Source organism: Pseudomonas sp. (genome assembly GCF_049590575.1).
Lineage (GTDB): Bacteria > Pseudomonadota > Gammaproteobacteria > Pseudomonadales > Pseudomonadaceae > Aquipseudomonas.
On sequence record NZ_JBAWDE010000361.1, the window covers coordinates 1 to 20,708 of the forward strand.

Sequence of the window (20,708 nt, forward strand, 5' to 3'; positions counted from 1 at the left end):
TGGCGGGGCAGATGGGCGAGGCCCCGGCGTGCCTGGCGGTGACGCCATTTCAAAACGGAGTAGGGCAGGGCCGTGGCCATCAGCGTTTTCTGTCGGCACCGAACTTGCTGCAGCAGCTGGCCGCCAAGCTGGTCGATGTTAGCGATATCGGCCGGCCGGCTGGCCCTCAGTACGCCTTGTCGCTGATGTTCCTGAGTACGCGCCTGGATCAGTTCGCCGACACTCTGGCGCGCTTCAATGCGTTGCTGCCGATCCCTGACCTGGTGCGCGCCGAACGTCGAGCGCGGAACCTGTCGCGGCTGGAGGCTGACAAGTGGGAGATCCCCAGCGCAGGGCCTTTGCCGCGTTGGTCTGCGCTGCCCCTGGAGCGCTGCACGGTGGTCAAAGCGGCCAAGCAATCCATGGCCGGGCAGATCGCCGTGCTGGAGAGCTACGCGGCCGACAGCTCGCCCATGGGCGACCTGGCCGCATTGGCCGGCCGTAAAGCAGCCCAGCAGCAGGACCGCGACAAACAGCTGAATGATCTGAAAGCCCTGCTGGCCGACGGCAACGCCGACCACAGCATGCGCGCGCGGATCTTGGGGCCAGGCGACAACAACGAATTACGCCGTGCGTTGCTGCAGGGCGATACACCTGGTCATGAATGGGTGCTGTGCGCCGGCGTGCTGCTGGTGGGCTCGCGGGATGGTTTGAACTTTGTTCGGGAGCTGGTCGGCTTATGACGCTTCTACTCGATGGCCAGCAGGTCCTGGGCAAGCGCCTGAAAATTACAGCCAATCTGCGCATCGAAAGCGACGACCTGTCGGGGCAGACCAGCAACAGTCAGACCGCACACAAGGGGTTCAAGCCCAAAACCCTGACGGTGAGCCTTGCTATTCCGTTTATTGACGCGCCCCAACTGCGCAGCCTTATGCGCCTGGCGGAAGCCACGGCCGGCGGTGGTCAGCTGCACATGTACCGCATCGTTAACGACACCGCTGCCGCGTTCGGCATCCGCGAAGTGCAGTTCTCCGACGGCGTGAGCGCCCGGGAAGACGACACCCTCAACCAATGGCTGGTGCAGTTCACCCTGGCAGAGAAACTGTCCAACCCTGAGCGGGTGGAGACTCGCCGCGCCGGCAACAGCGTGATGTCGCAATCCGGCCCGGGTTCGGCCGTCGGCGCCGGCGGTGGTGACGGATCCGGCAGCCCGGACGACCTGAGCGGCTTCGAACGCACCTTGAAAAAGGTGGATAACTGGCTGGCTCCGACACCATGAAACTGCACCAGGTACTCACCATCAGCGGCACGCCGTATCCGATGATCAAGGGCGAAGTGCGGCTTGATATCAAAAGCCCCGGCCGGGCGACCTTCACCATCCAGGCAGACGCACCGCTCAAAGGCCTGGTGACGCTCGATGTCGGCTACAACGACGGCACGCTGCAGCGTCACTTCATTGGCTTTGTCGAGCGCTCCACGGCCATCAATAGTGTGCAGCAGATCCTGGTCTGCCGTGAACTGGCGGCGATCCTATCGCAACCTATGCCACTGAACTTGCGCCACGTCGACCTGCAGGGCGTGCTGGCCGAGGTCAGCGACAAGACCGGCTTGCGTTTCCGGGTGCCAGACAAGGCATACGCCAAGGTCAAAGCGCCATATTTCTACAGCCTGGCTGCCGGCTACCTGGCCATGGACAGTCTGGCCAGCGTATTCAGCATCCCCGACTTCATCTGGCAGCAGCAGGGCGACGGCGAGGTGTTTGTGGGCAGCTGGGCCGACAGCTTCTTTGGCATCCGCTCACCGCTGCAGCTGCCCGTCGAACTCTTCGACGGCTACCAGGGCAACCAGAGCGCAATGATCGCGGCCCTACCAGGACTGCGCCCAGGCGCCACCATCAACCAGGGCGAGAGGATCACCAGCGTGACGCTCGCCGGCAACCAAATGGCGATCAAATGGACGACGCAATCCGTCGCAGCGTAGAGCGACAATTTCCCGAACTCACCGGTGGCTATCACCTGCCACGCTTTGGCCGCGTGGTGGCCGTTCCTGATGCGCCGGCCGCGCCTGGCCTGTGCGACGACTTCCGACCGCGCTTTGGCGTCGACGTGGAAGTGCTGCTGCCCGATGGCGAGCCAGATCCAGCGCTGCCGATCCTGACTGGCCTGCCGTTGCCGGCGCCGATGGGCGGGCAAGAGGCTGGCATGTATGGCTTCCCGGAAGAGGGCACCACCGTGGTGGTCAGCTTTGCCTATGGCCTGCCGCATAAGCCCTTTATCACGCAGATTCTGCCGCACGGCCTGAGCCTGCCCCGGGTGCCGAAGGGTGACCAGGTGTGGCAGCACAGTGAGGCCTGCCAGCAGCGCGTCGACGCCGACGGCAACTGGCTGCGCCAAACGGACGGGAAGATCCAGGACAAGGCGATCGAGCGCGAAGTGGAGGCATTGCAGAATACTGAGAGCTTCCAGAGCCACGCCAGGACTGTGGAGGACCATTCAACCGAGTCAGTGGGTGGGATCAAGAAGATCGAGGCGCTGGGTGCGCTGAAACTACTTTCGGGCGGGTCTGCGAGTCTGGCTGCGCTGGACGATCTGCATCAGGCCACCGGGCGCGACTTGAACCTGGTGGTGGGGCAGAAGCTTAATGCCATGGTGGGTGGTGATATGGAAGAAAGGATTCAGGGGATGCGTAAAAGCGTTGCAGCGGTCAGCCATCGCATGGTCGCGCCAAAGACTTGGTTAGGATCCGAAGGAGTGAACGTGCTGCAGGTGTTGTGTGACTTGCTCGAATTGGTGCAGCAGATGAATCTCCAACTGGCCGCCCATACCCATGGTCCAACACCAGCACCTGGTAACGCATCTGACTTTTCGAGCGCAGCAGCGAAGTCATTGTCTTTATCGGGAAAACTCAAACCGATTACTCTTTGATTTGAGTCTCGCAATTTCTTCCGCGTTTTCTGATACGAATTTTTTGCCGGTTTTTTTCTCTATTTATAGTGAATCGTTGCACTCGATTTATAGAGATAAGTTTGAAGACTCGAAATCAGATTCATAACTAACGATATTTTTTTACGGTGTACCGTAAACAACTAGGCACATGTGCCTAGTGCGACACTGCCGCCCGTCGGAATCTAGTTTTTTTTTCGTATGACGAACGCTTATCTACCGCTAAACACTTTCCCGCAACCTCAGTGGCGAAACCCCGCTAACTAGCGAGGAAAGTGCCATCAGGGGTGTGGGGATCTATTGCAGAAATGGCAAGGCCCGCGCATTGGCGGGCCTTTTGGCTGACATTTTGGGGGTTGCCTGGATTAGGAAAACCTGTGGTAATGACGCCTCACCACCTGCCGCTTTACGCTTTGCATCTTCAGAAATCAAAGGGTAGGGCTCAGCGATGGACCGGTCAAGCGCGCGTAGATAACGAAACCCATTAGGTTGGCTGAGCTGTATGACTTAATAGGGGCTGCTTGGCTTAAAGGTTTGTTTACCTTTAACGGTAAACAAACTTTGAAGGACTGTTGCTAAGGCAGGTGGAAAGGCTTGCAGACTTACAAGGTGAGATGCAAGCATTACCCTTGATTGAGGATTTTCCGTATGAAATCGATTTTTAAAAGGCTGTTTCCAGAAGAGCTGATTCGACTCTTACAGACGATGTATTGGCTTGGTCGTTTGTATCGGATTGTTCAGCAGTTGTAGCGCATAAACAGCGGGGACCTTTGGTCCCCGCTTTGATTTCTTGCTATGCCAGGCGGCACCACCAAGACTGCGCATAAGCGCATCCATCAACATATTCAATGCCGCTCAGCACGAAACCGTTCGGTGCCATTCCGGACAAGTTCGCATCGAGCAACCGAGGCAGTGGATCAGGTTCCAACGGCATCCCCTTCGATACCCGCGCTACATTTGAGCTTCGGCCAAGCTCGTTGCTTGTCGCTGGAGCTACAAGTACGTCACCCCTAATAGCCGGATAACGCCTCCTTTCTTGTGGGTCCAGGGCTACGCCTTTGCAGCGCATCGGGGTCACTAGCATATGCATGATAAGTCAGCCCCAGTGGTCGCTGGGTTCATCCAGAAGCGCTTCTACGGCGTATTCCAGTGCTCCATCCGCTTGCTCAAGTAAATCAGCGAGATTATCGGGGCCGATTAGCTGTGCTCTATGAAGCGCGTACGCCGCATCAATCAGCTTTTTATGATGTGCACCTGGGTGACGCAGCAAGGCTGCCTCATCTCGTAGCGCCTCTAGCCAGAATAAGGTCACACCGTTCTGTGTGGAGTCACTCGCGTTCATCATTGCTCCGCCTCTGTTCGCTTGTTACGAATACTGTATATGCAGACAGTATATTGCGGCGCGTGACTGGCTGAGCGGTGATCCGACGAAGTGGGTCCTGGCGGCGGGCCGAAATTTGTAGCGGCAAGAAAAAACCGGACGAAAAAGCACTTATCCCCCTCCCGCCGACGGGCTTTGCACACTTTTTTTGCGAAATGAATCGTGTGATGAAAACAACCCGCCAGCCCAAGCCGGCTGGAGGCCTTGGCAAGTTAAGTCGTTTTTCATTTTTTGACAGGTTTTTCAATTTTTGGAAAAAATGCTGCGCAAGGCGCGAAACGTGGAGCACAGGAGTCACAAGTGAAGAGGCGTGGACTAGAGCGGTGTAAAACGGAGAAACGATGGTTTGGGGTGATTTTCAGAATCTGCATGGCAGCTTTTTATAGCCCATCCTTTGAAGTCAGGTGGGGACTGTCGCGTGGCTGTAGACCTTGTGGTTAAAGGGCTACAAACGTTTTTCAGGCTGGATTCTTGATTTCATTTTTGCTCTCTGTTTTCGACGCTATATTGAGGTGGCCTACGCCAGCTTCGGAACCGTCGGTCCACTACGGAACGTCGGGAACGATCTCTCAAAAAAACCGTCTACTCTATGAGTGTAGGACCTCGGCGGAGCACAGTGAATTCCCGTAGATGACAGAAGAGAGCCTGTTGACCGGCACCAAGCCAGTGCTATATAAAGCGCACTCAGTTTAGCTAATTCGCTAACGAAACAGAGATGAGGGATGAATATGAACGTATTGTCCGCACCAGCCTATGAAGAGTACGAAGGCTTCTAAACCGCTATTTACAGCTTCCAAATGGAGACCATCGGTCTCCATTTTTTATGGGTGGAATCAAAAAAATGGATATTTGTACGTCGGTTACCACACAGCTTGCATCCGAAGCCTTTAGAAATATGTTGCTCATGACGGGCGTCCTGGTCGCCATCATTTCGGTCATCAAGGTGCAATCGACGGCCAAGAAAAAGCAAACAGCCGATCTGATGTTTGGATGCCGCATGGATGAGCAGTTGCGCCTTGGCAATGAAATGGTTGCGACGATGCATGACCCTGCCGGATCCATCAAAGACCTACTCATGCCTGAGAGAGCAGATGGCGATGAGACCCGAGCGGTAAAATACGTCCTGAACCACTGGGAGCGAATTTGCGTCGGAATCAACGAGGGCATTTATCATGAAGAAATGCTTCGTCAGGCGAACCGGACGAATGTTGTAAATTTGTACCGGAAAGCCAAGCCCTTTATCGATGCTGTTCGACATCAGACGGGGAAAAAGACGTTTTACAAGGATTTTGAAAAACTTGCGCTGAAGTGGGAAAAGAAGCCACTCAAGGTTTAAGAGTTCCTTACTGAAAAAGCCCCCACACTTACGAAGGTGTGGGGGCTTTTTTTGCGTCATTCTGACTAAAAGCGCAATCAGCGTCTATTGGCCAAAGCTTGCCCCAACGATTCAGCTGCAGCAGCACGTTCTTCTGCCGTCCGACCATTAGCTATCGTCAAACTTAAGGCTTCAACAGCCTCCTCGCTACCGGTAAAACCAAGACCGCGAGCAGCAGCAGCGCGTTCTTCTGATGTTCTCCCGTCCCTAAGCAGACCAATCAACATCGTGATATACCTTTTCTCTTCAATCATCGTCACGTCCTCGTGTCTGGTTTACAGATGCTACGGCATTCACCAACTGCGCCGCAAAGACCATTACGCACTGGAAAAATTACGTCCCGAGAAAACCAAGGTACGGAATGCTTTTCCCCCACCCCGAGGGCTGGCTTTGCGTCGGTTTTTCATGCTAAGGGCTCGTGTTTGCAATTACTGTTGCGGGGCAGGCTAGCTGCGGGTATCGAGATATAGCGGTCATTGCATTGAATGCAATGGATATGGATTTACCGTCCACATTCTCAGAAACGTGTGTAGATACTGGATCTTGAGGGCTTCCACGGGCGAGTGGGGCGTGGGACTGCCCGAGCTTGGTGAGTGGAAAATTCAAAAACGCCGATAATTTAAGTTTTTAGGTTCTGATCCGTCTGCACCAGGGTAACCCTCCGGCGAACTCACCTACCTGATCCCAGCCATAAGGGCGATTCGGTAAGTGAGTTCGCCATCCGCTTACCCCCAAAAAACAAGGACAATGAATGAAACAATTCGAGATCCATCAGATCACGCACTTGCCACCGAAGATTCTGGCATTGGAAAAAGAGGCGGTTGAGGAAGGTTTCAGGTTTATCACCCGGTTGATTGACGAGTGGCACTCGGGGACGAACCGTTTCGATGCACCCGGCGAGTGTCTTATGGTGGCGTGCTTGAACCAGCAACTGATAGGCGTCGGGGGCTTGTCCATTGATCCATATGCGGAGGCCAATACGGCAAGGCTACGCCGGGTATATGTCGCAGCTTCATCAAGAGGACAGCATGTTGGCCAAGCTTTAGTAAAAGCGCTGCTGACACATGCGGCTCTTCGCTTTCGGAGCGTGCACCTTTCTACTGATACTCCCGAGGGCGATTCGTTTTATCTGCACTGTGGTTTCATACGAACAGATATTCCTCATGCTACCCATGTCATGCAGCTAGGCAACAGCTGATGTAGGCAGTCATCATATTGCTGACAAGGTGTATCTGCCATACGCTTACGCACCAGGGACTGAACTCAAGCCTCTTCATAGCCCCCCAAAGTTGCTGGCGGCCCAGCTCTGCAGGCCTTTTGCGCAACTGTAAGCACTTCAAAAACGCTACTCCCCGTTAATACGACTATCAAGCGTGGGTGCGGCGCGGAATCACGGTATTAGGATCAGTTGAACCAGACCCTCAGATTTACACGGCGCCACCACTTTTCTGAGGAGGGCTCAGGTACAGAGACGAACCCAGATAACCAATCTTCATACTCTTCATCCTTAGGAATCAACCCATCCTGACGGGGTTGTTCAAAGTCGAATGTGTTAATCCTTGGCGGGCTTCCTCTCAACCGCGAGCGGTAGCGTTTTCTGAGTGTTTCGCCGTGGTCTCTCAAGTCCTCGCATAGCTTGATACTGAAAAAAATTATGCAATCCGTGTACAGGGAAATGGCCTCTATAGATCCACCGTATTCTTGGTTGATATGCGTTTCTCCATACGGCAAACCCAGATACATGTGGTGGATAGTGGCTCCCTCCGGGAATTGGTTGTTCTTGAAAGTATTCAGCAGCTCGTTTCGCTTGGATAAAGCCCCGTTCAGGTTTCCTACAGAATCTGCAAGTGCTGTGACAACTGAGATTGCCCGACCGACGGTAGACAATCGTCCCAGAACGATATCCTGAATAGTCGCAATAGGAGGTGAGATCTCTTGTAAGAAGAGAAGGCTAGGGCTGATCTCGAAAGGAGTATCTGCGGGAATCTGGCATGCACGTATTCTTTCCTTGTGCGCCTCAAAACTCTTCTGATCATTATCGTAAGAAGTCTTCAAGGCTTTGATGTGCTGCGATTTCAATGCCAGCGCAAGGCACGCTACACCCGTTGCGAGCGATATAACCGCGTTGGTATGTTGAAATTCCTTTATCAACTCCTCTCTGAATTTGCCTTTTTCCGCGACGCGCTGTGCCGCTACAGCACCGGCGAAAGCCCCCGCAAGCGAAGTCGTGAAGGATGAGTTCGCAAAACCTTTGATGCTCTCCCACAGGGGGGAAAGCTCTGCGTACACGGAGGCAAAATCAGTCATGTGTGAAAATCCCAATGCGGAATTAGGTTAAAGGGTGCCGATTCGATCGTTCTTCTGTGTAGGCACACTAATCGAAATTCCCCCACTCAGCCTCATGGATTTCAGGGTAATCATCTATGGGGATGGATTGCAGTGTTTCGGCGGATTATCACCTTGCATCAATCGCCCACCAATACCGCGCACGGGTGACCGCGTATTGGATTCACCGTGCCGCAGTCATTGAAGTTAGAGATTTGATGAGGGGAAAATCGAAGCCTCATTATCAGGCTTAGGAGGCTTTATTTTTACTCAGTCTTTTCATGTATAGATCAGATATCTTTAGGGCAACCCAGGGAAACAAAGCCAACCTTGGGGTTGGCTTTTGCGATGGTGGTGGACATGTCTAACCTCGGTATTGAATGACGCTGCCCGTCGGGCACGACAAGGCTGCGGACGGGCACTTGGTGTGCCTCTGATCAAAAAGTGCGCAATTCTATCGACGGGCAACGCACTTGACCAGCTTTATGCAGGGAAATGCGACGAGTGCTGCGCTATGCTTCGCGCCGTTGCACGCGGGTAAAACTCCTGGGTCAATAAAACGTCTGTTACGAGAAGTAAAACAGCGCATGCTAGGGTCAGCTTAGACGCGTTGTTTATAAAAGACCTCAGGTCAAAGGGCAGGAGTGGTTGATGGGTCACGCGAGTAGTCAGGCAGCAGGTGCCGAGCATTCAAACGCCAAGCCGATTGGCATGCTGGTAGCAGCGGTCGGGGTGGTTTATGGCGATATCGGCACCAGCCCGCTCTACACCCTTAAAGAGGTGTTCAACGGTGGTTATGGGGTTCAGGTCAACCATGACGGGGTGCTGGGGATTCTGGCGCTGATTTTCTGGTCGCTGATCTGGGTGGTGTCGATCAAGTACATGCTGTTCGTGCTGCGCGCCGATAACCAGGGCGAGGGCGGCATCATGGCGCTGACGGCGCTGGCGCGACGGGCGGCGGGGGAGCGCAAGAAGTTGCGCAGTTTCCTCGTGGTGTGCGGCCTGTGCGGGGCGGCGCTGTTCTACGGCGACAGCATGATCACCCCGGCGATTTCCGTATTGTCGGCCGTGGAAGGTCTGGAACTGGCATTCGATGGTCTCGACAAGTGGGTCGTACCGATCGCCCTGGTGGTACTGGTGGCGCTGTTCCTGATCCAGAAACACGGCACCGACCGCATCGGCAAGCTGTTCGGGCCGGTGATGGTCACCTGGTTTCTGGTGCTTGGTGGCCTGGGCATTTATGGCATCACCCTGCACCCTGAAGTGCTCAAGGCCATGAACCCGATGTGGGCCGTGCGGTTCTTCGAGGCCCACCCCGGTATTGGCGTGGCGATTCTTGGCGCGGTGGTGCTGGCGTTGACCGGCGCCGAGGCGCTGTACGCCGACATGGGCCACTTCGGCCGCAAGCCCATTGCCCGCGCCTGGTTCATCCTGGTGTTGCCGGCGTTGGTGCTCAACTATTTCGGCCAGGGCGCGATGCTGCTCGGCGACCCGGAAGCGGCGCGCAACCCGTTTTACCTGCTGGCGCCAAGCTGGGCGCTGATCCCGCTGGTGGTGTTGTCGACCCTGGCCACGGTGATTGCGTCCCAGGCGGTGATTTCCGGGGCGTTCTCGTTGACGCGCCAGGCGATCCAGTTGGGTTACATCCCGCGCATGCACACTCAGCACACTTCGAGTGCCGAGCAGGGCCAGATCTACATCGGCGCGGTGAACTGGTCGCTGATGGTCGGCGTGATCCTGCTGGTGCTGGGCTTCGAGTCCTCCAACGCGCTGGCCTCGGCCTACGGCGTGGCCGTGACCGGCACCATGCTGATGACCACCATCCTGGTGTCGGCGGTGATGCTGCTGCTGTGGAAATGGCCACCGATCCTGGCGGTGCCGGTGTTGGTCTGCTGCCTGTTGGTGGATGGGCTGTACTTTGCGGCCAACGTGCCGAAGATCATCCAGGGCGGCGCCTTCCCGGTGTTGGCGGGGATTGTGCTGTTCGTGCTGATGACCACCTGGAAGCGCGGCAAGCAATTGCTGGTGGAGCGCCTCGACGAAGGCGGCCTGCCGCTGCCGATTTTTATCAGCAGTATCCGCGTGCAGCCGCCGCATCGCGTGCAGGGCACGGCGGTGTTCCTCACCGCGCGGCCCGACGCCGTGCCCCACGCGCTGTTGCACAACCTGCTGCATAACCAGGTGTTGCACGAGCAGGTGGTGCTGCTGACGGTGGTCTACGAGGATATTCCGCGTGTACCTGCCGCACGCCGTTTCGAGGTCGACTCCTACGGCGAAGGCTTCTTCCGGGTAATCCTGCACTTCGGCTTTACCGATGAGCCGGACGTGCCCGAAGCGTTGAAGCTGTGCCATCTGGACGACCTCGATTTCAGCCCGATGCGCACCACCTACTTCCTCAGCCGTGAAACGGTGATCGCCTCGCGCATCAAGGGCATGGCGCGGTGGCGTGAAGCCTTGTTTGCGTTCATGTTGAAAAACGCCAACGGCAACCTGCGCTTCTTCAAGCTCCCGGTAAACCGGGTGATCGAGCTGGGCACCCAGGTCGAAATGTAAGCTGCTGCGACACGGGAGCCGGCAATCGGCTCCCGTTTTCCTTCTGAACCCTGTGCACGCCACCGTTGTCGACTAGGCTCTAAGCACTGTTTGAATAGTGCCCACAGAACCCACAAGAGGTGCGCCATGAGTCAGCTGCTCGAACCCTACACCCTGCGCCAATTGACCTTGCTCAACCGCATTGTCGTCTCGCCAATGTGCCAATACTCAAGCGTTGATGGCCTGGCCAACGACTGGCACCTCGTGCACCTCGGCAGCCGCGCAGTCGGCGGCGCCGGGCTGATATTCACCGAAGCCACCGCCGTGACCGCCGATGGCCGCATCACCGCCGAAGACCTGGGCCTGTGGAACGACGAACAAATCGAACCGCTGCAACGCATCACGCGCTTTATTGCCGCCCAGGGCGCGGTGGCAGGCATTCAATTGGCCCACGCCGGGCGCAAGGCCAGCACCCATCGGCCGTGGATCGGCAAGCACGGCAGCGTCAAGCCGCAAGACGGCGGCTGGGTACCGGTAGGGCCGTCGCCGATTGCCTTTGACCCGAACCACACGCAGCCCAAGCAGCTCGACGAAGGGCAGATCCAGCAACTGATCGCCGACTTTGTCGCCGCCGCCAGGCGCGCATTGACCGCCGGTTTCGAGGTGGTGGAAATCCACGCGGCCCACGGTTACCTGCTGCATCAGTTCCTTTCGCCGATCAGCAATCAACGCCAGGACCACTACGGCGGCTCGTTTGAAAATCGCATCCGCCTGGTGCTGGAAGTGACTAAAGCTGTGCGTGAAGTCTGGCCCCAGGACCTGCCACTGTTTGTGCGCGTATCGGCCACCGATTGGGTCGAAGACGGCTGGAACCCCGATGAAACCGTGGAGCTGGCGCGCCGTTTGAAAGACCTGGGCGTGGACCTGATCGACGTGTCCTCCGGTGGCACTGCCGCCAACGCCGAGATCCCCACCGGCCCCGGTTACCAGACGCGCTTTGCCGAGCGTGTGCGCAAGGAATCGGGTATCGCTACCGGGACGGTCGGCATGATCACCGAGCCGGCCCAGGCCGAGCACATCCTGCGTACCTGCCAGGCCGACCTGATCTTCCTCGCCCGCGAGCTGCTGCGCGACCCTTACTGGCCGCTGCACGCCGACGATGACCTGGGCGGGCGCAAGGCGGTCTGGCCGGCGCAGTACCAACGCGCGACGCATCGCGACCAGCCGATTCATGAGTCTGACCTGAGAGATTGACCCAGCCCGCGCCGCACCCGAACCCACCCTGACCCGGTGGGTTTTTTCATGGGTGACAGCGTGAGAAGGGTCTGTAGGTATTTGTTACCTATGTGGTTTTTTAAGTGAATGCTCTAAAAAAATCCCACAGGTTCGCCAGATAGTTTCTACGCTTAGAGTAAGTCTGATTTCCGGCCCAGGGAGTCAGTCTGTTTGCCCATGCAGGTATCGCACCTCAGGGGCTGCAGGTGATGGGCGCCAGGAGTATTTGATCGATATCAGGAGAAACAGTCCATGGCCAAGTCCTATGGTGTAGCGGGTATGGTGACGTCGTTTCTGACCCGCAGGGTGTTCCCGCGTGGCCGCCGGTTGAGCTCGGATGAAGCCGAACTGCTCGCGCAGTATCGCGCCCTGACCGAGAGTGATCAGGTGGCGATGCGGTATCTGATTGGGGCGATGAAGAGTGTGTCGCGGTTCTGAAAAAATGTAGGAGGGGACTTGCCCCGGCAAGCCGCCTCCCACAGTGGGCATCAGGTGTACTTGCGCAGCTCGGGTGCCGGCGGGAAGTACTGGTACAGCCAGGTTTCACTCAGGGTGCGGTCCTGGGTGCGGATAAACAGCCGCAGTTCAACCGGCTCCACACTGTTGCTGGTCGGGTACCAGTCGAACAGGATGCGATAGCCCTTGATGTTGTCGAGCACCAGCACGCTGAAATCTTTCACTTCGCCGTGGGAACAGGTCACCACCGGCTCGATCCCGGTGCCGGCGGGCAGGCGGTCCAGGCCGCCGCCTTTGAAGTCCACGGCAAAGCGGCGTGCCCAGACTTCCGGGTAATGCTCGCCCGGTGCCCAGCCTTCGGTGAAACCGCCCATGCCGGAGCGGGTCGCGTCGACCTGCGCCAACGGCGTGCTCACCGGTGGCAGGGCGCTCCAGTACAGCTTGTAGCCATAATTGAGCGAGTCGCCGGGCGCCACGGGTTTTTTCGGGGTCCAGAAGGCCACGATATTATCCAGGGTCTCGCCGGTGGTCGGGATCTCCAGCAGGTCAATCGAGCCCTCGCCCCAGGCGGTGGTCGGTTCTACCCACAGGCTCGGGCGCTTGCTGTACCAGTCCACGGTGTCCTGGTAGCTGGCGAACTCATGGTCGGTCTGCACCAGGCCGAAGCCTTTCGGATCGGTGTCGGCGAACGCGTTGAACTGCAACTTGGCCGGGTTGTTCAGCGGGCGGCAAATCCATTCGCCATTGCCACGCCACATCGCCAGGCGGTCCGAGTCGTGGATTTGCGGGTGGATGGTGTCGCACATGCGGCGCTCATGGGTGCCGCAGCTGAACATGCTGGTCATCGGCGCGATGCCCAGCTGTTCGATGGCGGTGCGCGCATTGATGTTGGCGTCGATCGCCATCACCACCTGGTTGGCCTGGCAGTCGATGTCGAAGCGGTAGGCGCCGGTCGCGCTGGGCGAGTCGAGCAGGGCGTAGACGACAAAACGGGTGGCGTCCTTGGCCGGCGTTTCGAACCAGAACTGCGTGAAATCGGGGAATTCCTCGCGTTTTTTCGCATAGGTATCAATCGCCAGGCCACGTGCCGAAAGGCCGTACTGGCCCGTGGAGTCCACCGCGCGGAAGTAGCTGGCGCCGAGGAAGGACAGCACGTCATGGCGATCCAGTTCCGGCGCCTTGAACAGCTTGAAACCGGAGAAACCCAGGTCGCCGGTCAGCTGTTTGGTGTCGACCGTGGTTTTTTCATAGTTGAACAGCGAGGGGCGGAAGTGCACTTCGCGGGCTTCACGGGTCTTGGGGTCAACGCTGTGCATGCGCACCGGGGTCTTGAACCCCATGCCGACGTGGAAGAATTGCACGTCGAGTTGGCCGTTCAATTCCTTCCACAGCGAATGGTTGCCGTCGTAACCGATGGCGTTGAAATTCTGCGGGGTCATGGTCGCCAGTGTTGGCGGCAGCACCTGCTTGGTGTCTTTATACGCGGTCCCGGCGAGCTGCTTGGCCTGAGCCTTCAACGCTTCAAAATCGAATGCCACGGCCTTGCCGTCGGCGGCGCGGTTGCCGGCCCAGGCCTGCGCGGCGAGCAGCCCGCTGGCGGATAAACCGGTGTAAGCCGCAATGGCCATGGACGCTTTGAGCAAATTCCTGCGGTGCATAGAGACAACCTGTCGTGAGCAAATCCCGCGCCGTTCCTGGCACGTGCTGGATCAGAAATTACGGTTCGGACATGCCTTCGGCCAAACGCAACGGACATTAAACAGACGCCGGATAGCTTAAGCGGTTCGATGACGTAGGAAAAATGATTGATAGCTGAGTGATGGCAGTGCATATGAAACAAGACGTTTCCGGGCCTGTGGATGAACACCCTACTCAAATATTGTGAAGATCAAAATGTGGGAGGGGGCTTGCCCACGATAGCGGTGTGTCAGCCAACACATTAAGTGACTGGCCCACTGCCATCGGGGGCAAGCCCCCTCCCACATTTGGTTTTGTATTGCCAGTTAGAGCTTATTTCAGCTCACTTCACCTACCGCCCGGTACGCCTCATCAATCGCCGCATGCGCATACGCGCTCCATGCCGCGTCCGAGTTGGCGATGCTCACGTGCCCCAGCGGTTTGCGCGCCAGGTTCATCAAGGCTTCACTCTCATCGGCGTCATCAAACAGGCTGTTGGAAAAATACGCATAGCCATGGGACCAGCGGTTCACCGTGATCCCGAGGATGTCGGTTTCATGGTTAAACCCGCCCGGCCCGAGCATGCGCTGCAGCTGATCACGCAACTGTGCCTCCAACTGCTCGAACGTCTGCCCATACAACTTGCCCCGCCCGGCGCGGGCCTGGTCGCGGGCGTTCATGCCGCTGTTGGGGCTGGTGGGCACGTAGACCATGTGCAAGCCAATCGGCTGCGTCGGGTCGCGCGGGTGGTCGTAGCCGCCCATGCTCACCGGGTAATCCAGCTTGATCCGGCTGTATGGCTGGGTCGCCGCGTAAATCTCGTGCACCCCCAGTTTCTGAAACGACTGCCAGTTACGGATCACCACTTTGGTGTACACCAGCGGGAATTTCACATTCTGGCTCAACGCGTGGGCCTGGGGCGCCGGCAGGTCTTTCAACAGGTACGGGATCATCATGTTGTAGCAGGCCAGGATGCAGCGCTTGCCACGCACTTGTGCGAGTTGTCCGCCGCGGCTGTAGCCGATGTGCACACCATCCCCCACGTTGCGCACGCTGACCGCCGTGCTGTTCAAGCGCACACGTACCGGCGCCTTGGGCTGATCGAGCTTGGCGTAGTCGAAGGTCGCCAGCACGATATCATCCATGGTGTGTCCCGGCGCGACGCCCGGGACTAGGCTGCGCACCAGCAAACGCGCGAGTGACGCATTGCCATCCGGGAAGTGGTAGATGTAGGGCTCTTCCATTTCTGCGGCGGCTTCCTCGCTGATCGGCGCCAGGTTCATCCCGCCGAAGCCTGGGAAACCGACGCTGTAAGCGTCCGACGACGCCACCGCATCAATGCTCAAGGCCATGAAGTCATTGGTGCGGCTCTGAAAGTACTTCACTGCGCCTTCCGACAAACCTACGTTCTTCAGCAAAAAATCGCGGTAGCTGGTGGCTGCCAGGTAGTCGGCCTTTTCTTCGGCGGTCTTGCCCGGCAGGTAATCCCTGGGCGTGGTGTGCAGGTCGATCAAGGCCTGGCGGTCGGCGGGCGGCAGCGGGAAATCATTGATGAAGTCGCTGATGGCGCGCGCGTGCAGTTGGTCCGGTGCGATATCGTCGGCGACCATGGGCGTTGGGTCGCCGGTCACCAGTTTGTCTTCGCCGAAGTTTTCCTTGTCGAAGAACACCCCGCGCGACAGCCCCAGGCCCGGGTAGAACTGGCGGTCGAAGGCGGTCTCGAAGCGCTTGATGTTTACCCCGAGTTTTTTCAGCAGGCCATTTACCTGCTTGCTATAGAGGTGGTTGGGCGACTGGAACGCCTCGCTGCCGCCGTAGCCGATGATCATGCGGCCACCGGCCTGGAACTCATTACGCTTGGCGTGCCCGCCAAAGTCGTCGTGGTTTTCCAGGATCAGGATCTTCGCCTTCGGGTGCTTCTCGCGGTAGAACCACGCCGCCGACAAGCCGCTCAGGCCGCCGCCGACCACCACCAGGTCATAGTCCTCGGTGATCGGCAGTTTCTCGGTGTCGAAGACCTTTTTCTCCCAGCCCATCTGGTGCGCCACTTCGAACGCGCCGACATGGCTGCCGCGCAGGCCGGTGAGGGCGGGTGGGTAGTAGCGACCGTCGGGCGCGGCCTGGAGGATTTGCAGGGGCGTCATGCCGGCGGCAATCGTGATGGCGACGCCGTTGAGGAAGTCGCGGCGGGTAATGTCCATGGGGAAGAACCTACGAATTTTTATTGTTATGAAGGAGATCCCCTGTGTGAGCGGGCTCGCTCGCGAAAGCGGTCCATCAGACACATATGTGTCGACTGACACGCGGTATTCGCGAGCAAGCCCGCTCTCACAGGGGTAATGCGTCAGTGCTTGAACATCACATGGCGAACCGTGGTGTAGTCCTCCAAGCCATACATGGACATGTCCTTGCCATACCCCGACAGTTTCTGACCGCCGTGGGGCATTTCGCTGACAAGCATGAAGTGGGTGTTCACCCAGGTGCAGCCGTACTGCAAGCGGGCGGCGAGGCGGTGGGCGCGGCCTACATCGGCGGTCCATACCGACGACGCCAGGCCGTAGTCCGAATCGTTGGCCCAGCCCAACACTTGCGCTTCATCGGTGAACTTGGTCACCGACACCACCGGCCCGAACACTTCGCGGCGCACGATCTCGTCGTCCTGCTGCGCATCGGCCAGCACCGTAGGCTCAAAGAAGAAGCCATTGCCTTCCACCGCCTTGCCGCCCGTGACCAGACGAATGTGCGGCTGCGCCACGGCGCGTTCGACAAACCCGGCCACGCGGTCGCGGTGTTGCGCGGTGATCAGCGGGCCCAGCTCGGTAGCCGGGTCGTCCTGCAGGCCGTACTTGATGCTGGCGACCGCCGCGCCGAGCTTCTCGACGAACGCATCGTAGATATCCGCCTGGGCGTAGATGCGGCACGCGGCGGTGCAGTCCTGGCCGGCGTTATAAAAGCCGAAGGTGCGAATGCCTTCCACGGCGGCGTCGATATCCGCGTCATTGAAGATGATCACCGGGGCCTTGCCGCCCAGCTCCATGTGCATGCGCTTCACGCTGTCGGCGGTGCTGGCGATGATGTTCGCGCCGGTGGCGATGGAGCCGGTCAACGACACCATGCGCACTTTCGGGTGGTTGACCAATGGGCTGCCCACGGTCGGCCCACGGCCGAAGACCAGGTTGAGCACGCCGGCCGGGAAGATTTCCGACGCCAGTTCGACCATGCGCAGGGCCGTCAGCGGGGTTTGCTCCGACGGCTTGAGCACCACGGTATTACCGGCGGCGAGGGCCGGGGCGATTTTCCAGGCGACCATCATCAGCGGGTAGTTCCACGGCGCGATGGAAGCGATCACGCCCACCGGGTCGCGGCGGATCATCGAGGTGTGACCGGGCAAATATTCGCCGCCAGCCGAACCGCTCATGCAGCGGCTGGCGCCGGCGAAGAAGCGGAACACGTCGGCAATCGCCGGGATCTCATCGTTCAGCGCGGCGCTGTAGGGCTTGCCGCAATTGTCCGATTCGAGCTTGGCCAGCTCTTCGCCGTGGGCCTCGATCGCGTCCGCCAGTTTAAGCAGCAACAGCGAGCGATCCTTGGGTGCGGTTTGCGACCAGCTCTCGAAGGCCGCATCGGCGGCGCGCACGGCGGCGTCGACCTGGGCTTCGCTGGCCTCCTTGATTTCCACCAGCACGCGGCCGAGCGCCGGGTTGAATACGGCCTGGGCCGGACCTTCGCCTTCGACCAGGTGGCCGTTGATCAGTAATTTGGTTTGCATGGTTCAGCTCTCCACCAACTATCGTTAATTCCTTGAATAAACGGGCTCTAAATGTGGGAGGGGGCTTGCCCCCGATAGCAATCTTCCAGTCACACCCTCTACAACTGACCCACTGCCATCGGGGGCAAGCCCCCTCCCACATTTGAACCGTGTTCCTTCAATAGCACCGTTATTTACCGCCACTCCCGGCCACGCTTTCACCGCCGCGGGTCAGGTAATAGGCACCGAGAATCGGGAACATCGTGACCAGCATCACCAGCATCGCGACCACGTTGGTCACCGGCACGTCGCGAGGGCGACTCAGCTGGTTGAGCAGCCACAGCGGCAAGGTGCGCTCGTGGCCGGCGGTGAAGGTGGTGACGATGATTTCGTCGAACGACAGCGCAAACGCCAACATGCCGCCGGCCAGCAGCGCCGAGCCCAGGTTGGGCATGATGATGTAGCGAAAGGTCTGCCAGCCGTCGGCGCCCAGGTCCATCGAGGCTTCGATCAGGCTGTGGGAAGTGCGGCGCAACCGCGCGATCACGTTGTTGTAGACGATCACCACGCAAAAGGTCGCGTGGCCGACGATGATGGTGAACATCCCGGGCTCGATGCCCAGCGTCTTGAAGGTCGCCAGCAGCGCGATACCGGTGATGATCCCCGGCAGCGCAATCGGCAGGATCAGCATCAGCGACACGCCTTGCTTGCCGAAGAACTCACGGCGATACAGCGCTGCCGAAGCCAATGTGCCGAGCACCATGGCGATCAGGGTGGCGATGGCGGCGATCTGCAATGACAGCTTGATCGCTTCCAGCACGTCCGGCCGGGCGAAGGCCACGCTGAACCACTTCAGGGTAAAGCCCTGGGGCGGAAAGCTGAACGCGGCTTCTTCGGTATTGAAGGCGTAGAGGAAGATGATCAGGATCGGGAAGTGCAAAAACACCAACCCGCCCCAGGCTGCGATCTTCAAACTCAAGCTGGATTTTTCAGAGTGCATCGAAGGCCCCCAGGCGTTTGACGATGGACAGGTAAACCGCGATCAGCACGATCGGCACCAGGGTAAACGCCGCGGCCATGGGCATATTGCCGATGGCGCCTTGCTGGGCGTACACCATGCCGCCGACGAAATAACCGGGCGGGCCGACCAGCTGCGGCACGATGAAATCGCCCAGGGTCAGTGAAAACGTAAAGATCGAACCGGCCGCGATGCCCGGCACCGACAGCGGCAGAATCACCTGCAGAAAGGTCTGGCGCGGCTTGGCGCCCAGGTCGGCGGAGGCTTGCAGCAACGACGGCGGCAAACGCTCCAGCGAGGCCTGGATCGGCAAAATCATGAACGGCAACCAGATGTAGACGAACACCATAAAGCGCCCCAGGTGCGAGGTGCTCAAGGTGCTGCCGCCCACGCCGGGAATGCCCAGTACGAACTGCAACACCGGCTCCAGGCCCAGGTGCTGCACGAACCACTGCGCCACGCCGCCCTTGGCCAGCAGCAAGGTCCAGGCATAGGCCTTGACGATGTAGCTGGCCCACATCGGCATCATCACCGCGATATAGAAAAACGCCTTGGTCTTGCCCGTGGTGTAACGCGCCATGTAGTAGGCAATCGGGAAGGCGACGATGGCGCTGGCGATCGACACCACGATCGCCATGCTCAGGGTGCGCAGGATGATGTCGAAGTTCGACGGCTGGAACAGCGCGGCGAAGTTGGCCAGGGTCAGGTCCGGGGTGACCGCCATGGTGAAATCATCAAAGGTGTAGAAGCCCTGCCACAGCAGGGTCAGCAGCGAGCCGAGGTAGATCGCGCCGAACCAGATCAGCGGCGGGATCAGCAGCATCGCCAGGTACAGGTTGGGCTTCTTGTACAGCAGGTTGGAAAACCTGCGCATCGGCGGTTGGGAAAGGGCCAGGCTCATGTCACACCTCGCCTGCGGTGTCGGTCAGCGCGGTCATGGCTTCCCGCGCCCAGCGCGCGGTGATCGGCTGGCCGACCTGATGGCCGCTGCTGATGTCCAGCCACTGGTTGTTGGCCTGGCTGATATTCAGGGCCTGGCCGTTTTCCAGTTTCAGTTCATAGCGGGTGGCGCTGCCCTGGTACTGGATGTCGTGCAGCACGCCGTTGATTTCGACTTCGCCGGCACCCAGCGGGCCATCGGCAAAACGCACGTGTTCCGGGCGGATCGAAAACGGCTGCGGGCTACCGCTGAGGCGCTGGGCCAGCTCGCCGCGAAGCACGTTGGAGGTGCCGACAAACTCCGCAACAAAGGTGGTGGCGGGCTTCATGTACAGGTTGCGCGGCGTATCGACCTGTTCGATACGGCCCTTGTTGAACACCGCCACGCGGTCGGACATCGACAGCGCTTCGGTCTGGTCGTGGGTCACGAAAATAAAGGTGATGCCGAGCTGGCGTTGCAGCTTTTTCAGCTCGCTTTGCATCTGTTCGCGCAGCTTCAAGTCGAGGGCGCCCAGCGGCTCATCGAGCAGCAGCACGCGTGGGCGATTGACCAGGGCGCGGGCCAGGGCCACACGCTGGCGCTGGCCGCCGGAGAGTTGCACCGGCTTGCGCTCGCCGTAGCCGCCCAGGGCAACCATGCCGAGGGCTTCTTCGGCGCGGTGCAGGCGTTCGGCCTTGCCCACGCCCTTGACCTTGAGGCCGTAGGCCACGTTGTCGCGCACATTCATATGCGGGAACAGCGCGTAATCCTGGAACACGGTGTTGACGTCACGCTGATACGGCGGCAAGCCGGCGGCTTCCTCGCCATGAATACGGATCGAGCCTGCGCTGGGCTGCTCGAAACCTGCGATCAGGCGCAGGCAGGTGGTCTTGCCCGAGCCGGAAGGGCCGAGCATGGAAAAGAACTCGCCGTCCTGGATATCGATGCAAACCCGGTCAACGGCTTTCACTTCGCCGAACTGACGGGAAACGTGGGTGAATTGGACTGCAAGCGTCATGGTGCGGTGCTCCAAAAAGGCGCGGGGCGTCGCAGCGGCCCGGCCTGGACTTCTGAAAAAACA

At 58.9% G+C, this 20,708-nt stretch carries 19 protein-coding genes; 9 read left to right on the top strand and 10 right to left on the bottom strand.

From position 1 onward, the window contains the following. The 4 genes from WBR57_RS24790 to WBR57_RS24805 all read left to right on the top strand — a co-directional run. Positions 1-722 (top strand): hypothetical protein (locus WBR57_RS24790; protein WP_424087526.1); only part of this gene is annotated, 722 nt, incomplete at its 5' end. Then, a complete protein-coding gene (locus WBR57_RS24795; RefSeq protein WP_424087528.1) occupies positions 719-1,258 on the top strand; it encodes a DNA-binding protein in 540 nt (179 codons plus the stop codon). The genes WBR57_RS24790 and WBR57_RS24795, both read left to right, overlap by 4 nt. Continuing rightward, complete coding sequence (locus WBR57_RS24800) at positions 1,255-1,959, top strand: hypothetical protein (protein ID WP_424087530.1); 705 nt, start codon at positions 1,255-1,257, stop codon at positions 1,957-1,959. The genes WBR57_RS24795 and WBR57_RS24800 overlap by 4 nt, the downstream gene beginning before the upstream one ends. Then, positions 1,932-2,903 (top strand): hypothetical protein, encoded by a 972-nt coding sequence (locus WBR57_RS24805; protein ID WP_424087532.1) that lies wholly within the window; start codon positions 1,932-1,934, stop codon positions 2,901-2,903. Before WBR57_RS24800 ends, WBR57_RS24805 begins: the two co-directional genes overlap by 28 nt. An 811-nt stretch (positions 2,904-3,714) precedes the next feature. Here WBR57_RS24805 and WBR57_RS24810 read toward each other — a convergent pair. Both WBR57_RS24810 and WBR57_RS24815 read right to left on the bottom strand, forming a co-directional pair. Continuing rightward, positions 3,715-4,011, bottom strand: a complete 297-nt coding sequence (locus WBR57_RS24810; protein WP_074851586.1) for a hypothetical protein — start codon at positions 4,009-4,011, stop codon at positions 3,715-3,717. 6 nt (positions 4,012-4,017) lie between these two features. After that, positions 4,018-4,263, bottom strand: a complete 246-nt coding sequence (locus WBR57_RS24815; RefSeq protein ID WP_424087534.1) for a hypothetical protein — start codon at positions 4,261-4,263, stop codon at positions 4,018-4,020. Between the two features lie 880 nt (positions 4,264-5,143). Between WBR57_RS24815 and WBR57_RS24820 the strand changes: the two genes are divergently transcribed. Beyond that, complete coding sequence (locus WBR57_RS24820; protein WP_424087536.1) at positions 5,144-5,638, top strand: DUF4760 domain-containing protein; 495 nt, start codon at positions 5,144-5,146, stop codon at positions 5,636-5,638. A 77-nt stretch (positions 5,639-5,715) separates the two neighbouring features. Here WBR57_RS24820 and WBR57_RS24825 read toward each other — a convergent pair whose 3' ends face one another. Then, positions 5,716-5,931, bottom strand: a complete 216-nt coding sequence (locus WBR57_RS24825; RefSeq protein WP_424087537.1) for a hypothetical protein — start codon at positions 5,929-5,931, stop codon at positions 5,716-5,718. A gap of 497 nt (positions 5,932-6,428) precedes the next feature. Here WBR57_RS24825 and WBR57_RS24830 point away from each other — a divergent pair, with 497 nt between their 5' ends. Continuing rightward, positions 6,429-6,875, top strand: a complete 447-nt coding sequence (locus tag WBR57_RS24830) for a GNAT family N-acetyltransferase (RefSeq protein ID WP_054071054.1) — start codon at positions 6,429-6,431, stop codon at positions 6,873-6,875. A 206-nt stretch (positions 6,876-7,081) separates the two neighbouring features. On the opposite strand, the gene WBR57_RS24835 is transcribed toward WBR57_RS24830, so the two are convergent. Further along, the gene (locus WBR57_RS24835; RefSeq protein ID WP_424087540.1) at positions 7,082-7,984 is read right to left on the bottom strand and encodes a hypothetical protein; all 903 of its coding nucleotides are present in this window, start codon (positions 7,982-7,984) and stop codon (positions 7,082-7,084) included. Between the two features lie 669 nt (positions 7,985-8,653). Here WBR57_RS24835 and WBR57_RS24840 point away from each other — a divergent pair. The 3 genes from WBR57_RS24840 (at position 8,654) to WBR57_RS24850 (ending at position 12,247) form a co-directional block, all read left to right on the top strand. Beyond that, the gene (locus WBR57_RS24840) at positions 8,654-10,555 is read left to right on the top strand and encodes a potassium transporter Kup (protein ID WP_424087542.1); all 1,902 of its coding nucleotides are present in this window, start codon (positions 8,654-8,656) and stop codon (positions 10,553-10,555) included. A gap of 126 nt (positions 10,556-10,681) precedes the next feature. Further along, positions 10,682-11,788: an NADH:flavin oxidoreductase/NADH oxidase gene (locus tag WBR57_RS24845; protein WP_424087545.1), complete on the top strand. Its 1,107-nt coding sequence runs from the start codon at positions 10,682-10,684 to the stop codon at positions 11,786-11,788. A 273-nt stretch (positions 11,789-12,061) separates the two neighbouring features. Continuing rightward, the gene (locus tag WBR57_RS24850) at positions 12,062-12,247 is read left to right on the top strand and encodes a hypothetical protein (RefSeq protein ID WP_424087546.1); all 186 of its coding nucleotides are present in this window, start codon (positions 12,062-12,064) and stop codon (positions 12,245-12,247) included. A 50-nt stretch (positions 12,248-12,297) separates the two neighbouring features. Here the strand turns inward: WBR57_RS24850 and WBR57_RS24855 are convergent, their stop codons facing one another. The 6 genes from WBR57_RS24855 to WBR57_RS24880 form a co-directional block, all read right to left on the bottom strand. Next, positions 12,298-13,923 (bottom strand): glucan biosynthesis protein D, encoded by a 1,626-nt coding sequence (locus WBR57_RS24855; protein ID WP_424087548.1) that lies wholly within the window; start codon positions 13,921-13,923, stop codon positions 12,298-12,300. A gap of 357 nt (positions 13,924-14,280) precedes the next feature. After that, positions 14,281-16,143, bottom strand: coding sequence for an NAD(P)-binding protein (locus WBR57_RS24860; protein WP_424087550.1), 1,863 nt, complete (start codon positions 16,141-16,143; stop codon positions 14,281-14,283). Positions 16,144-16,286: 143 nt separating this feature from the next. Continuing rightward, positions 16,287-17,711 carry a gamma-aminobutyraldehyde dehydrogenase gene (locus WBR57_RS24865; RefSeq protein ID WP_424087552.1) on the bottom strand — a complete coding sequence of 475 codons (1,425 nt, stop codon included), beginning with the start codon at positions 17,709-17,711 and terminating at the stop codon, positions 16,287-16,289. Positions 17,712-17,880: 169 nt separating this feature from the next. Continuing rightward, positions 17,881-18,690: an ABC transporter permease gene (locus WBR57_RS24870; protein ID WP_065938730.1), complete on the bottom strand. Its 810-nt coding sequence runs from the start codon at positions 18,688-18,690 to the stop codon at positions 17,881-17,883. Further along, entirely contained in the window at positions 18,680-19,609 is a 930-nt protein-coding gene (locus tag WBR57_RS24875; protein WP_424087555.1) for an ABC transporter permease, read from the bottom strand. Before WBR57_RS24875 ends, WBR57_RS24870 begins: the two co-directional genes overlap by 11 nt. Before the next feature lies 1 nt (position 19,610). After that, the gene (locus WBR57_RS24880) at positions 19,611-20,645 is read right to left on the bottom strand and encodes an ABC transporter ATP-binding protein (protein WP_424087557.1); all 1,035 of its coding nucleotides are present in this window, start codon (positions 20,643-20,645) and stop codon (positions 19,611-19,613) included. Positions 20,646-20,708 lie beyond the last annotated feature (63 nt).

Coding starts and splice junctions, on each gene's coding strand:
- WBR57_RS24805 (WP_424087532.1), top strand. CDS start 1,932: ATGGACGACGCAATCCGTCGCAGCGTAGAGCGACAATTTCCCGAACTC.
- WBR57_RS24830 (WP_054071054.1), top strand. CDS start 6,429: ATGAAACAATTCGAGATCCATCAGATCACGCACTTGCCACCGAAGATT.
- WBR57_RS24880 (WP_424087557.1), bottom strand. CDS start 20,645: ATGACGCTTGCAGTCCAATTCACCCACGTTTCCCGTCAGTTCGGCGAA.
- WBR57_RS24875 (WP_424087555.1), bottom strand. CDS start 19,609: ATGAGCCTGGCCCTTTCCCAACCGCCGATGCGCAGGTTTTCCAACCTG.
- WBR57_RS24840 (WP_424087542.1), top strand. CDS start 8,654: ATGGGTCACGCGAGTAGTCAGGCAGCAGGTGCCGAGCATTCAAACGCC.
- WBR57_RS24820 (WP_424087536.1), top strand. CDS start 5,144: ATGGATATTTGTACGTCGGTTACCACACAGCTTGCATCCGAAGCCTTT.
- WBR57_RS24795 (WP_424087528.1), top strand. CDS start 719: ATGACGCTTCTACTCGATGGCCAGCAGGTCCTGGGCAAGCGCCTGAAA.
- WBR57_RS24800 (WP_424087530.1), top strand. CDS start 1,255: ATGAAACTGCACCAGGTACTCACCATCAGCGGCACGCCGTATCCGATG.
- WBR57_RS24870 (WP_065938730.1), bottom strand. CDS start 18,690: ATGCACTCTGAAAAATCCAGCTTGAGTTTGAAGATCGCAGCCTGGGGC.
- WBR57_RS24825 (WP_424087537.1), bottom strand. CDS start 5,931: ATGATTGAAGAGAAAAGGTATATCACGATGTTGATTGGTCTGCTTAGG.
- WBR57_RS24835 (WP_424087540.1), bottom strand. CDS start 7,984: ATGACTGATTTTGCCTCCGTGTACGCAGAGCTTTCCCCCCTGTGGGAG.
- WBR57_RS24850 (WP_424087546.1), top strand. CDS start 12,062: ATGGCCAAGTCCTATGGTGTAGCGGGTATGGTGACGTCGTTTCTGACC.
- WBR57_RS24860 (WP_424087550.1), bottom strand. CDS start 16,143: ATGGACATTACCCGCCGCGACTTCCTCAACGGCGTCGCCATCACGATT.
- WBR57_RS24810 (WP_074851586.1), bottom strand. CDS start 4,011: ATGCATATGCTAGTGACCCCGATGCGCTGCAAAGGCGTAGCCCTGGAC.
- WBR57_RS24815 (WP_424087534.1), bottom strand. CDS start 4,263: ATGAACGCGAGTGACTCCACACAGAACGGTGTGACCTTATTCTGGCTA.
- WBR57_RS24855 (WP_424087548.1), bottom strand. CDS start 13,923: ATGCACCGCAGGAATTTGCTCAAAGCGTCCATGGCCATTGCGGCTTAC.
- WBR57_RS24865 (WP_424087552.1), bottom strand. CDS start 17,711: ATGCAAACCAAATTACTGATCAACGGCCACCTGGTCGAAGGCGAAGGT.
- WBR57_RS24845 (WP_424087545.1), top strand. CDS start 10,682: ATGAGTCAGCTGCTCGAACCCTACACCCTGCGCCAATTGACCTTGCTC.